Genomic DNA, 12,418 nt, shown 5'->3' with positions numbered 1-12,418 from the left:
CCGCGGCCGGTCGGCCTCCCAAGCCGGCCGGCCGTACGTCGTGCACGGAACGAGGGAGTCCTCCAGCGTGGCCGGAAGCATCGAGGTCCGCGGCCTGTCCCGCACCTTCCACACCACCGTCCGGCGCCCGGGTCTCGCGGGCGCCCTGCGGTCCCTGGTCAACCCGGAGCGCGTCGAGAAGCACGCGGTCTGCGACATCACCTTCGACGTCGCCCCGGGCGAACTCCTCGCCCTGCTCGGCCCGAACGGCGCGGGCAAGTCGACCACCATCAAGATGCTCACCGGCATCCTCACCCCGACCTCCGGCGAGGCCCGGGTCGCGGGCGTGGTCCCCTACCGGGAGCGCGAGCGCAACGCCCGCAACATCGGGGCGGTGTTCGGGCAGCGCACCCAGCTGTGGTGGGACCTGCCGGTGCGCGAGTCGTTCTCCATCCTGCGGGACATCTACGAGGTGCCCAGGGCCGAACACGCGGCCCGGCTCGCGGAATTCGACGACCTGCTCGAACTCTCCGCGTTCTGGGACACCCGGGTGCGGCACCTCTCGCTCGGCCAGCGGGTCCGCTGCGACCTCGCCGCCGCGCTGCTGCACGACCCGCCGGTCGTCTTCCTCGACGAACCGACCATCGGCATGGACGTGGTGGTGAAGGAGCAGGTCCGCGAGTTCCTCCGGCACCAGGTCTCCGAGCGCGGCCGCACCGTGCTGCTGACCACGCACGACATGACCGAGGTGGAGCGGCTGGCCGAGCGGGTGGTGCTGGTCAACCACGGGCGGCTGGTGCTGGACGGCACCCTGGACGAGATCCGCCGCGGCTTCGGCTCGACCTGGCAGGTGCGGGCCACGCTCGCCGACCCGCACACCCCGGTCGGCCCGCTGCCGGGCATCACGCTGGTGCGGCGGGACGGCCCGCAGGTGGTCTTCGGCCCGGACGGCGCGGCCGCGCCCACCGTCCACCAGGCGCTGAAACTGGTCATCCAGCGGTACGAGGTGACCGGCGTCGCGGTCGACGAGGCCGACCTGGAGGACGTCATGCGGGCGGCCTACGCCGAGGCCCGCGCCGAGGCCGAGGCGGTGTGACGATGTCCCTCACCTACGCCTGGCGGGCCGGCCGGGTCACCCCCCTCGGCGAGCTGTACACCCCGCCCCGCATCACCGCGGCCCTGCTGCGGCTGACCGTGCAGGTGGTGCTGGTCGCGTCCCTGTGGCACGGCCTGTACGCCCGGACCGGCCCGACGGCCGGACTCTCCCGCGACCAGGCGGTCACCTTCGCCGTCCTGGCCGTGCTCGCCTCCCGGCTGCGGGAGCTGGACCAGTACGCGGCCCGGGACACGGTCGTGCAGCACATGTACTACGGCACGATCGTCTACTGGTACCTGCGCCCGCTCTCCCCGCAGCGCTACTACGCCCTGCGCGCGCTGGGCGAGCAGTTGTACGGGTTCGTGTGGGCGGCGGCCGGGTTCGCGGTCTGCCTGGCGGCGGGCGTGGTCCGGCCGCCCGGATCGGCCGCGGTGGCCGGGGTGTTCGCGGTGAGCCTCGTGCTCGGCCAGTGGGTCCTGCACTACGTCATGCTGCTCATCAACCAGTTGTGCTTCTGGACGCTGCGCAACACGGCGGCCCTGCTGATCCTGATCTTCGCGCAGAACCTGATGTCCGGGGTGTACGCGCCGCTGTGGTTCTTCCCGCACTGGTTCCGCACGCTCAGCTCCCTGCTGCCGTTCCAGGCCTCGCTGAACGTGCCGCTGTCGCTGTACGTCGGCCGTATCCCGTTGTCCGAGGCGGGCTTCCAGCTCGGCGTCCAGGCGGCCTGGGTGGCGGCGCTCTGCCTCCTCACCCGGTTCCTGTGGCGGCGGGCCGCCCTTCGAGTCGTGTCCCAGGGAGGCTGACGTCCATGAACGCCGTACGGATCATGTGGCGGATCACCCGGCTCAACTTCCGTGCCCAGCTGGAGTACCGCGCCGAGTTCCTGATGATGATCGCGATCGGCGCGGTCTGGCAGGTGTCGGTGATCGTGTTCGCCACCGTGCTGCTGACCCGGTTCAGCGGGATGGGCGGCTGGGACAGCTCGGACGTGCTGCTCATCCCGGCGACCCGGATGCTGGCGCACGGCCTGTTCGTGCTCTTCCTCGGCCGGGTGCACGGCCTGGGCCAGCACATCCAGGAGGGCAAGATCGACGCGTACCTGCTCCGCCCGATGCCGGTCTACCGCCAGGTGCAGCTCCAGTACTTCCCGACCAACGCGATCGGCGACCTCACGGTGGCGGTGGGCCTGATGGCGGGCGCGCTCGGCCGCAGCCACCTGGACTGGACGCCGGGCCGGATCTCGTACCTGGTCGCCGCGGTCCTCGGCGGGATGCTCCTGGAGGCGGCCCTGTTCACGGTGGTCGCCTCGGCCTCCCTGCGGTTCCCGGCCGCCGACTACTGGGGCCGCTGGCTGGAGGACCTGCTCGGCACCTTCGGCAGCTACCCGCTCAACGTCCTGCCCAGGGCGGTCGGCGGCTTCCTGACCTACGGCCTTCCGCTCGCCTTCGTCGCCTACTTCCCGGCGGCCGTCCTCACCGGGCACGGCCACGACACCGGCGCCCCCTACTGGCTGGCCGCCGCCTCCCCCCTCCTCGGCCTCCTCGCCTACCTGGCCGCCCGCCGCCTCTGGCGCTGGGCCCTGAACCACTACACGGGGGTGAACGGCTGACGCCCCGGCCCCAGGCCGCCCCACGCGCCCCCTCCGCCTTCCCCCTCTCCCCTCCGCCCTCGTCGACACCCGCCCCGTGAGGAGCACGGCCCCCATGTCCGACCTGTACTACGACGTCACCGGTGGCGGACCCGTCCTGCTGGTCCTGCCGGGCGGCGCCGGCCACCCGATGGGCCTGGGCCCGCTCACGGAGCGCCTCGCCGCGGACTTCACCGTGGTGACGTACGACCCGCTGGGCCTGGCCCACGGCCGGCTGGGCGAGCCCGTCGCCGACCAGCGGGTGCCGGACTGGAGCGAGGGCGCCCACCGGGTCCTCACGGAGGTGCTGGCGGAGGGCGAGACGGCGTACGTCCTCGGACTCAGTTCCGGCGCCGTCGCCGCGCTGGACCTGCTGGCCCGCCACCCCGGCCGGCTGCGGCACGTCATCGCCCACGAGCCGCCGTGCGTCACCCTGCTGCCGGACGGGGAACGGCAGCGGGCCGAGCTGATCGGCCAACTCGCCGCCGGGCGGCCGGACGCACCGGAGGTGACGCCGTTCTCCGTCTTCCTGGCCCATGTCCTGTCCCCGTTCACCGCCTACCGGCCGGCGACCGCGCTGCCCCGCCTCACCCTGGCCGCAGGCATCGACTCCCGTGGCCAACTCCTGCACCGGACAGCCGAGTCCGTCGCCCGGCACACCGGCGGCGCCTTCACCGAGTTCCCGGGCGGCCACCTGGGCGCCGCCGAACACCCCGGCCCGTTCGCGGACCGGGTCGGCCGGACCCTGCCGGGAGGCAACCTTCGGGAGGCCGGCGGCGACCACGGGGCATGACTTCTGCACCACGCACCACGAGTCATCGCCGGGTACGCGCCTTCCGCAAGCCCGGGATCGGTCTCCTCGCCGCCGGCGGTCTGCCGGCCGGCACCTGGTACGCCACCGCCGGTGCGGCGACCGCCCCGGCCCTGAAGGTCACCTCCACGAGGGTCGCCCTCAGCGCCGAGTTCCCCTATCTCTCCGCGGGTTACAACAACACCCGGGAGTGGAACCGGACCGCCACCGAGAACGCCACGTGCTCGTCCGGCACCTTCACCGGCACCTTCACCGGCACCCATCTGCGGCTGACCGACTGGAGCGGCGCGTTCGTCGGCGCGGGCAAGGTGGTGAGCGCCCGGATCACCGGCGACATCGCGGTGCTCAAGGACGGCTCGCTCAGCTGGGCCTACGCCCCCGTGACCCCGAGCTACGGCAGCCCGCTCACGGGTGCCTCCCCGACCACGGCCACCCTGCGGATCGCCCGTCTCACCCCGTGAACCGGTGACGACCGTGCCGGCCGCCCGCCCAGCGGACCTCCACTTCCCGTTCCTCCCGCACCTCCACGGCCACCAGGCCGGCGAGGGGCCGGGGGGCCGGGTCCCGGGTGAGCCGGGCGAGGGCCACGAAGAGGGTCGCCGGACCCTCGCCCGTCACCCCGGTCAGGGCATCGCCGGTCGCCCCGGTCGGGCCGTCGGTCAGCTCCTCGGACAGGCCGTGGAGCGGGACGAGTTCGGCATCGGGGCCGGACCAGCCGGTCACCCGGACGGGGGTGCCGGGTGCCGCTCCGGCGACGAGGTGCGCCCGCACCTCCGCCGCGCCCTCGACCATCACCACGCTGGTCACGGTGACGCCCTCGGACACGGTGTGCCGCGAGGCCGCCCAGCCCTCCCCCACGCCCAGCGGCTCGATGCCGGTGCGGCTCGGGTCGCCGCCGACGATCACGCTGTTGTCGGGGGCGGCCGAGGGCTCGGTGACGGTGGAGTATCCGAGGCGGGTGTAGTAGGGGTCGTAGCGGACGTCCTCGCTGCCGTGGTTGTGCAGCCGCACCACACCGTCCGAACTCGTCGACTGGAGCAGCCAGTTGGCCGGGGCGATCGGGGTGGCCGCGTCGGCGCGCTCCGCGGGGCCCGGTTCCTCCGGCGCCGTCCACACGGGGTGCTCCGGCGGGAGCAGCAGGCCGAGGAAGCCCTTGCTGGCCCAGTAGGGGGAGGCGGGGCCCGAATAGCCCTGGAGGACGGCGGGGTCGGGGCCGTGCCAGCCGAGGGTCAGCAGACCCCGGTCGTCCACCGCGCCCCGGTCGAGGAAGTACCCGAGCGCCCCGGAGGCCAGCCGCCGGGTCTCGCCGGGGGCCAGCGGGGTGCGGCCGGTGAGCGCGCCGAGCCACAGCGGGGCGGTGGTCGCGAAGCGGTAGGTCAGGGAGCGGCCCTGGTGCATCGGGGCGCCGTCGCCGCCGAACAGCCGGGCGTAGTCCTCCAGATGGCGCGAGAGGCGGCCGCCGTAGAGGTCGAGGAGTCCGGGGTCGCCGGCGAGCCAGGCGTGCAGCACCGGGTAGAGGTGCATGGCCCAGCCGTTGTAGTAGTCGAACTTGCGGCCGTCGCCGTCGGTGTACCAGCCGTCGCCGGCGTACCAGTCCTCGATGCGTTCCAGGCCGCGGCCGACCGCCTTGTCCGCGGCCTCGGTCTCGTGGCCGATCTCGGCCAGGAAGCCGCCGACCGTCACCGGGAACAGCTCCCAGTTGCAGGGCCAGGGTTCGGCGGTGAGCGCGTCGGCGAGCCAGTCGGCGGCGCGCTGACGGACGGGGTCGGCGAGCCGGTCCCACAGCAGCGGGCGGGTCAGCCGCAGGGCGAGGGCGATCGAGGCGGCCTCGACCAGCGGCTGACCGCGGTCGCCGATGCGCGGCCAGACGCCCGACACTCCCGCGGCGAGGCCGTCCGCGTAGCGCTGGAGGGCGGTCTCGTCGCGGCGGAAGGCGGCGAGGAGCAGGGTGCGGGCGTAGCCCTCCAGGCCGTCGGAGAGGCGGCCGGACCAGCTCTCCCGGTCGCCGGGAAAGTGGTAGAGGGCGCGGTCCTCGGTGGCGTACGGCTCCACCGCGGCGAGCAGGGCGTCGGCCGCGGCCTCCCAGTGGGCCCGGGTGCAGCCGGTGCGCGGGCTGGTGGTGCGGTCCTCGGGAGGCAGGTGCATCGGTGCTCTTTCTCGCTCGTGCCGTTCGAACCTGGGGCGCCCCGGTTCCGGTCGGGACGCCCCAGGGGCTCAGTGGGCCCGCACGGTGGCGCGGGGCACCAGGTGCTGGGCGAGAAGCCCGTCGCGCACCAGGCCGGCGTAGACGGTGGCGCCGTACGCGGAGGTGTGCGTGTTGTCCTTCTTCTCGTTGTACAGGTACAGCGCCTTGGAGCCCTCCGTGCCGAGCGACTCGACCAGCGCCTTGGTCTGCGCCGTGAGGTCGATCAGCGGAACGTCCTCGGCGGCGGCGACCGAGCGGATCACCTCAGGATGATTGACGCCGAGCCCGTTGACCAGAAGCGCGGTGTCGTTGTTCAGCGTTCCGTCGGAATTGAACCAGCGGCGCACGATCGGCGTGACCAGCACCGGCCGCCCGCCCTTCTCCCGTACGCCCGCCACCAGTGTTTCGAGGTTCGCGCGGTAGGTCGCCTCGTCCGTCGTCTTGTCGTTGTGCGCCAGCTGGATCAGGACCAGATCGCCCGGACGGATCAACGGCTGGACGGTACCCCAGAGTTGGGGGTTCTGGAGGTAGGTCACCGTACTTTCCCCGGAGTCGGCGTAGTTGGCGACGGCGACGCCCTTGCGGAGGAACTGCGGGAGCTGCTGGCCCCAGCCGGAGTAGGGGTCGGCGGGCTGGTCGCAGACGGTGGAGTCGCCGACGAGGAAGATCTGCCGGGTGTGCCGGGCGGCGGGGGTGACCCTGATGCCGGCGAGGGCGGGGGCCGAGCCGCCGATCACCAGGTCGAGGCCGGCAGTTCCGTCGGGGCCGGTCGGTTCGCCCTCGGGGGTGCGGACGTTCACGGTGAAGCTGCGGGTGGTCCGCTCTCCGGCCGCGGTGGCCGTCTCCGGGAGCAGCGAGCGCCGGGTCTCGCCGCTGATGGCGGTGGCCGCCGCGCTGTCGCCGCCGAGCCGGACCGTGACGTCGTAGTCGCCCGGCGGGACGTCGAAGTGGCAGGCGGTGGCGGTGCAGTTCTCGATACCGAGCGGCGGCCGGCGGTCGTGGGCGTGGGCGGCGGGCGCGACCGTCAGACAGGTGCCGAGAACGGCCGCCGCGAGGGCGGCGACGCGAACACCGTTGAAACGTCTCACTCGGGACTCCTCCGTCGTTCCGACATGGCCTGGCGGGGACCGTACCGGTACTCGCAAGCGCTTTCTAGACCTCGGACCGATTTCGCAAGATTGCCAACTCCGGGAAGGCGAAAGCCCTTTCGCGAAATCGATTCAACTGTCACCCTCACAGACACCCGCAACCCCGCCCCACCGAAGGAGGCACCCCCATGTCCGGATCCAACGGGAGACCGCTCGGACGCCGCACCTTCGTCCTCGGCGGCGCAGCCGCCGCCGGTACCGCGGCCCTCGCCGGACCGCTCGCCGAGACCGCCTCGGCCGCGACCTTCGGCTGGTCCGACGACGGCTCCAACTACGTCGTCGACACCGGCGCCAGCCTCGTCTTCAAGGTCAGCAAGACCAACGGCGACCTGACCTCACTGGTCTACAAGGGCACCGAGTACCAGGGCTACGGCGGCAAGAACTCGCACGTCGAGTCCGGCCTCGGCACCTCCACGGTCACCATCGCCCAGTCCGGCACCACGATCCTGATCTCGGTCGCCTACGGCACGCTGAAGCACTACTACGCGGCCCGCAGCGGCGAGAACAACGTCTACCTGTGGACCAACAAGGCCGACTCGTCGGTCACGGCCACCCGCTACATCGTGCGCGTCAAGGCCGGCCTGTTCCTCAACGACGAGCCGGACTCCTACACCTACGCGCCCACCGTCATCGAGTCCGCGGACGTCTTCGAGAAGTCCGACGGCCAGACCCGCGCCAAGCACTACTCCAAGCTGCGGGTGATGGACTACGACTACATCGGCTGGACCACCGGCAGCGTGGGCCTGTGGATCGTGCGCAGCAACCACGAGAAGGCCTCCGGCGGCCCGTTCTACCGCTCCCTGCTGCGCCACCAGAGCACCGACGGCGGCGGCCTGTACGAGATCCTGTACTACGGCGAGAACCAGACCGAGTCCGAGCGCTACGGCCTCCAGGGCCCGTACGTCATCGCCCTCACCGACGGCGGCGCGCCCTCCTCCTCGCTGTACCCGGGCACCCTCACCACCTCCTGGGCCGACTCGCTCGGCATCTCCGGATACGTCTCCGCGAGCGGCCGCGGCCGGGTCGCGGGCGTCGGCGTCTCGGGCCGGGACACGGCGTACGCGTACACGGTGGGCCTCGCCAACTCGGCTGCCCAGTACTGGGGTTCGGCACGCTCCTCGGACGGCTACTTCTCCATCGCGGGAGTGCTGCCGGGGACGTACACCCTCACCGTCTTCAAGGGCGAACTGGCCGTCTACACCGGCTCGGTGACGGTGACGGCGGGCGCGACCACCACGCTCAACACGATCGCCATCGCCTCCTCCAACGATCCCAGCAACGCCTCCGCGATCTGGCGGATCAACAACTGGGACGGCACGCCGAGCGGGTTCAAGAACGCCGACCTGATGACGTACGCGCATCCCTCGGACGTCCGGGCCTCGTCCTGGACCGGGAACGTGGTGATCGGCAGCGGCACCGAGACCTCGGCCTTCCCCTGCTACCTGTGGAAGGACGTCAACAGCGGGATCATCGTGTACTTCAAGCTGACCGCCGCCCAGGCCGCCGCCGCGCACACCCTCAGGATCGGGGTGACGACGGCCTACGCCAACGGCCGGCCGCAGGTCGTCGTCAACGACACCTGGACCTCGGCCGTGCCCTCGCCGCCCACCCAGCCGAGCACCCGTTCGCTGACCGTGGGCTCGTACCGGGGCAACAACTACACGTTCACGTACAGCGTCCCGGCGTCCGCCTGGCTGACGGACACCAGCTCCTACAACACGCTGAAGATCTACGTGGCGAGCGGCTCCGGCACGACGTCCTTCCTCAGCGCCGGCACCTCGATCGACGCGATCGACCTGCTGGCCTGAGACCGGCAACCCCGCGGCGCCGGGCGGCGACCTGGGGGCATGACCGCTTCCTACGAGCAACCCCCCGCACCCGCCCGGCGCCGTACCGCGGCGCTCGCCGCCGGGACCGCGGCCGCCCTCGGGCTCGCCGTGGTGTCGCTGGCCGGCCCGGCCCGGGCCGCGTCCACCCTCACCGTCGCCAAGGACGGCTCCGGGATGTACACCACCGTCCAGGCGGCGGTGAACGCGGCCGCCGCCGGTGACACGGTCTCCGTCGCGAAGGGCACCTACCAGGAGACCGTCGACGTGCCGGTGACCAAGACCGGGCTGACCCTCAAGGGCGCCACCGGCAACGCCGAGGACGTCGTCATCAGCTACGACCGGGCCGCCGGTTACACCGACTCAGCGGGCAACAAGTACGGCACGCTGGGCAGTTCGGTGGCGACCTTCTCGGCGAACAACCTCACGGTCACCGGTCTCACGGTGCAGAACACCTTCGACAAGAGCGCCCACCCGGAGATCACCGACACCCAGGCCGTCGCCGTGACCGCGCAGGGCGACCGGCAGACCTTCCGCAACGACCGGTTCATCAGCCGCCAGGACACCCTGCTGAACTGGGCGCCGTCCGCCACCGGCCAGTACCGGCAGTACTTCTCCTCGTCATTCGTCACCGGGGACGTGGACTTCGTCTTCGGGAACGCGACGGCCGTCTACGACCGGGTCAACATCCAGCTGCGCGACTCCGGCGCCGCCGCGGGCGGCCTGAACGGCTTCCTCGCCGCGCCCGACACCAACTCGGCGAAGACGTACGGCATCCTGATCACCGGCAGCACGATCAGCAGCTCCGCGGCGGCGAACACCTACTACCTGGGCCGTCCCTGGCATCCGACGTCGGACGCGGTCGGCCAGCTGGTGATCCGCCAGACCGCTCTGCCGGCGGCCGTGAAGACCGCCGGGCCATGGACCGACATGAGCGGCTACTCCTGGAAGGACGCGCGGTTCTTCGAGTACGCGAACACCGGTGCCGGTGCCGGTGTGAACGCCAACCGCCCGCAGCTCACCGACTCGCAGGCCGCGACCTACACGGCCCAGAAGTACCTGGCGGGCACGGACGGCTGGAATCCCGTCGGCTGACCGCGTCAGCTACCGCGTGTCCACTGCTGGTTGGTGCCGCTGTTGCAGGTGTACGTGATGATCGCGGCCGAGTTGGCGGTGGACGCGCCGTTCACGTCCAGGCACTCCCCGCTCGCGCGCGCCTTGATGTTGACGTAGGAGCCGGAGGTCACCACCGACCACTGCTGGGTGGTGGCGCCGGTGCAGTCCTCCTGGGTCACCGTGGTGTCGTTCTCCTGGAGGCAGAGCGAACTGCCCCGGCCCATCAGCTCGTAGTAGCCGGTGCCCAGGTCCTTGAACCACCACTTCTGGTTGGTGCCGCTGTTGCAGGTGTACTGGCTGATCGCGACGGACTCCCAGAGGGACTGGTTGGGCACGTCGGCGCACTTGCTGCTGTGCCGGGCGATCAGCGTGTTGTACGTGGCGCTGGTCCCGCTGACGGTGCCGGCGGCGGTGTCGACGGAGACCTCCGGGTACCAGGACATCGACATCGAGGTGTCGGTCGGGAAGGTCAGCGGCAGCCAGACGTAGCGGGAGTCGTTGACCGTGCCGCCGAAGGAGTTGCCCCAGCGGTCGCCCATGTAGAGGTACGAGGTGCCCGAAGTGCCGCTGACCGGGAGGACGTAGGCGGTCTGGGAGTTGTACGCCGTGGAGTCGCCGACGTTGGTCCAGGACGTCCAGGGGCCGGCGAGGGAGGTCGCCGTGGCGTACTCCTGCTGGTTGGCGCTCCAGCCGGTGGCGCCCGAGGTCAGCATGAAGTAGACGCCGTTGCGCTTGAAGAGGGCCGGGGCCTCCCGGTGGCCGCCCGCCCACGGGTTGGCGACCAGGCTGTCGATCGCGGTGTAGTCGGAGGTGAGCTTGTAGATCTGCAGGTCGTAGTTCTCGTTGGCGGCCGAGACCATGTAGGCGGTGCCGTCCGTGTCCACGAACGTGGTGATGTCCCGGGACATGTACTGGCCGAGCGGCTGGAAGCTGCCCTGGTAGGTGTAGTTCCCGTCGACGGTGTCGGAGACGGCGACGGCGGCCTTGGCCTCGCTGTAGTCGACGCCGTTCTCCTTGTGCATCCACATCACGAACTTGCCGGTGGAGGCGTTGTAGATGACCTTCGGGCGCTCGATGTAGGCGGTGCCGAGCTCGGAGGCGGAGGACTGGGTGAGGACGTGGTTGCGGAACTCCCAGGTCTTCAGGTCGGTGGAGCGGTAGGCGTCCACGTACTTGAAGGTGTTGTCGGAGTTGCGGTCCTCGCCGAACCAGTAGTAGTAACTGCCGACCTTGATGACCCCGCCGCCGTGGGCGTGCACGACGTTGCCCGAGGTGTCGGTGAACTGGGTGCCGTTGGTGACGGTCTGGGAGGCGGCCGCGGCCGGGCCGGCGGTGGCCAGGGCGCCGATCACCGCCAGACAGACGGAGAGCAGGATCGCGTACGCACGTCTCATCTCACACACGCTCCTCGGGGGAAGGCATGCCGTCCGGTATCCCGAACGGCATGTGGTATGGCGAACGTTGTGATCGCCGAAAAGGTAAGGGCGTGTTACCTGTGGGTCAACGGGTCTGACGAGACATGGGGGAAAGCGATTTCCAAACGTGCGGCCCGAGCCGGTGTCCGCAGGACGGGCGGAGCGCTCGTCCCGTGGACGGGATCGGGCGTTCGGTGCCGTGTCGACTAGCGTCGGGGCATGACCAGCGACAACTCCCCCGCCCTCGCCGACGCCCTCGCCGCCGGGACGGTCGTGCTCGACGGCGGCATGTCCAACCAGCTGGCGTCCGCCGGGCACGACCTGAGCGACGAGCTGTGGTCGGCGCGGCTGCTGGCCGACCGGCCGGACGCGGTCGCCGACGCGCACCTGGCCTACTTCAGGGCGGGCGCGGACGTCGCGATCACCGCGAGCTACCAGGCCACGTTCGAGGGCTTCGCCAAGCGCGGCATCCCCCACGCGGAGGCCGCGCGGCTGCTCGCGCTCAGCGTGGAGCTGGGCCGTGACGCGGTCCGGCGGGCACGGGAGGAGGGCATCGTACGGCCGCTGTGGGTGGCGGCGTCGGTCGGGCCGTACGGGGCGATGCTCGCGGACGGGTCCGAGTACCGGGGGCGGTACGGGCTGAGCGTCGACGAACTGGAGCGGTTCCACCGGCCGCGCCTGGAGGTGCTGGCCGGGGCGGGTCCGGACGTGCTGGCGCTGGAGACCGTGCCGGACGCGGACGAGGCGGCGGCGCTGCTGCGGGCGGTGCGCGGGCTGGGGGTGCCGGCGTGGCTGTCGTACAGCGTGGCGGACGGGCGGACGCGGGCGGGACAGCCGCTGGAGGAGGCCTTCGCCCTGGCCGCCGAGGTGGACGAGGTGATCGCCGTGGGCGTGAACTGCTGTGCGCCGCAGGACGTGGACCTCGCGGTGCGGGCGGCGGCGCGGGTGACCGGGAAGCCGGTGGTCGTCTACCCCAACAGCGGTGAGGTGTGGGACGCGCGGGCCCGGGCGTGGACGGGCCGGTCGACGTTCACGGCGGAGCAGGTGGCGGGGTGGCGGGACGCGGGGGCGCGGCTGATCGGAGGGTGCTGCCGGGTCGGTCCGGAGGCGATCTCCGGGATCGCCCGGACGGTCTGAGAGCCGCCCGCCCGCCACGAGGGGGCCGCGCTGGGGCGGGGGCCGTGCTTGGGCGGGGGCTGTGCTGAGACGGGG

At 71.8% G+C, this 12,418-nt stretch carries 11 protein-coding genes; 8 read left to right on the top strand and 3 right to left on the bottom strand.

Annotated features, from left to right (window positions below; translation table 11 throughout):
* Window positions 1-67 precede the first annotated feature (67 nt).
* The 5 genes from ACZ619_RS26530 to ACZ619_RS26510 all read left to right on the top strand — a co-directional run bounded on the left by ACZ619_RS26530 (window position 68) and on the right by ACZ619_RS26510 (window position 3,977).
* Entirely contained in the window at window positions 68-1,075 is a 1,008-nt protein-coding gene (locus tag ACZ619_RS26530; protein ID WP_469603670.1) for an ABC transporter ATP-binding protein, read from the top strand.
* Between the two features lie 2 nt (window positions 1,076-1,077).
* Window positions 1,078-1,881 carry an ABC transporter permease gene (locus ACZ619_RS26525; RefSeq protein WP_469603668.1) on the top strand — a complete coding sequence of 268 codons (804 nt, stop codon included), beginning with the start codon at window positions 1,078-1,080 and terminating at the stop codon, window positions 1,879-1,881.
* 5 nt (window positions 1,882-1,886) lie between these two features.
* Complete coding sequence (locus tag ACZ619_RS26520) at window positions 1,887-2,687, top strand: ABC transporter permease (protein WP_469603665.1); 801 nt, start codon at window positions 1,887-1,889, stop codon at window positions 2,685-2,687.
* 94 nt (window positions 2,688-2,781) lie between these two features.
* On the top strand, window positions 2,782-3,498 hold the full coding sequence (locus tag ACZ619_RS26515) for an alpha/beta fold hydrolase (RefSeq protein WP_469603662.1): 717 nt from the start codon (window positions 2,782-2,784) through the stop codon (window positions 3,496-3,498).
* Window positions 3,495-3,977 carry a hypothetical protein gene (locus ACZ619_RS26510; RefSeq protein WP_469603659.1) on the top strand — a complete coding sequence of 161 codons (483 nt, stop codon included), beginning with the start codon at window positions 3,495-3,497 and terminating at the stop codon, window positions 3,975-3,977. Before ACZ619_RS26515 ends, ACZ619_RS26510 begins: the two co-directional genes overlap by 4 nt.
* Here ACZ619_RS26510 and ACZ619_RS26505 read toward each other — a convergent pair.
* A complete protein-coding gene (locus tag ACZ619_RS26505; protein ID WP_469603657.1) occupies window positions 3,967-5,661 on the bottom strand; it encodes a DUF2264 domain-containing protein in 1,695 nt (564 codons plus the stop codon). The two genes, ACZ619_RS26510 and ACZ619_RS26505, sit on opposite strands and share 11 nt — an antisense overlap.
* Before the next feature lie 69 nt (window positions 5,662-5,730).
* Entirely contained in the window at window positions 5,731-6,789 is a 1,059-nt protein-coding gene (locus tag ACZ619_RS26500; RefSeq protein ID WP_469603654.1) for a rhamnogalacturonan acetylesterase, read from the bottom strand.
* 188 nt (window positions 6,790-6,977) lie between these two features.
* On the opposite strand from ACZ619_RS26500, the gene ACZ619_RS26495 reads away from it, so the two are divergent.
* Complete coding sequence (locus tag ACZ619_RS26495) at window positions 6,978-8,657, top strand: rhamnogalacturonan lyase B N-terminal domain-containing protein (RefSeq protein WP_469603651.1); 1,680 nt, start codon at window positions 6,978-6,980, stop codon at window positions 8,655-8,657.
* A 39-nt stretch (window positions 8,658-8,696) separates the two neighbouring features.
* On the top strand, window positions 8,697-9,770 hold the full coding sequence (locus tag ACZ619_RS26490; protein WP_469603648.1) for a pectinesterase family protein: 1,074 nt from the start codon (window positions 8,697-8,699) through the stop codon (window positions 9,768-9,770).
* 5 nt (window positions 9,771-9,775) lie between these two features.
* On the opposite strand, the gene ACZ619_RS26485 is transcribed toward ACZ619_RS26490, so the two are convergent.
* The gene (locus tag ACZ619_RS26485; protein WP_469603645.1) at window positions 9,776-11,185 is read right to left on the bottom strand and encodes an RICIN domain-containing protein; all 1,410 of its coding nucleotides are present in this window, start codon (window positions 11,183-11,185) and stop codon (window positions 9,776-9,778) included.
* Between the two features lie 240 nt (window positions 11,186-11,425).
* Here ACZ619_RS26485 and mmuM point away from each other — a divergent pair, with 240 nt between their 5' ends.
* Window positions 11,426-12,343, top strand: coding sequence for a homocysteine S-methyltransferase (gene mmuM, locus ACZ619_RS26480; RefSeq protein ID WP_469603643.1), 918 nt, complete (start codon window positions 11,426-11,428; stop codon window positions 12,341-12,343).
* Window positions 12,344-12,418: the final 75 nt, after the last annotated feature.

The organism is Streptomyces sp. NPDC104367, assembly GCF_055583825.1.
The sequence above is the reverse complement of the archived record's forward strand: the minus strand, read 5'-3'. Positions and strand labels throughout refer to the sequence as shown.

Coding starts and splice junctions, on each gene's coding strand:
- ACZ619_RS26525 (WP_469603668.1), top strand. CDS start 1,078: ATGTCCCTCACCTACGCCTGGCGGGCCGGCCGGGTCACCCCCCTCGGC.
- ACZ619_RS26490 (WP_469603648.1), top strand. CDS start 8,697: ATGACCGCTTCCTACGAGCAACCCCCCGCACCCGCCCGGCGCCGTACC.
- ACZ619_RS26515 (WP_469603662.1), top strand. CDS start 2,782: ATGTCCGACCTGTACTACGACGTCACCGGTGGCGGACCCGTCCTGCTG.
- ACZ619_RS26485 (WP_469603645.1), bottom strand. CDS start 11,185: ATGAGACGTGCGTACGCGATCCTGCTCTCCGTCTGTCTGGCGGTGATC.
- ACZ619_RS26495 (WP_469603651.1), top strand. CDS start 6,978: ATGTCCGGATCCAACGGGAGACCGCTCGGACGCCGCACCTTCGTCCTC.
- mmuM (WP_469603643.1), top strand. CDS start 11,426: ATGACCAGCGACAACTCCCCCGCCCTCGCCGACGCCCTCGCCGCCGGG.
- ACZ619_RS26510 (WP_469603659.1), top strand. CDS start 3,495: ATGACTTCTGCACCACGCACCACGAGTCATCGCCGGGTACGCGCCTTC.
- ACZ619_RS26520 (WP_469603665.1), top strand. CDS start 1,887: ATGAACGCCGTACGGATCATGTGGCGGATCACCCGGCTCAACTTCCGT.
- ACZ619_RS26505 (WP_469603657.1), bottom strand. CDS start 5,661: ATGCACCTGCCTCCCGAGGACCGCACCACCAGCCCGCGCACCGGCTGC.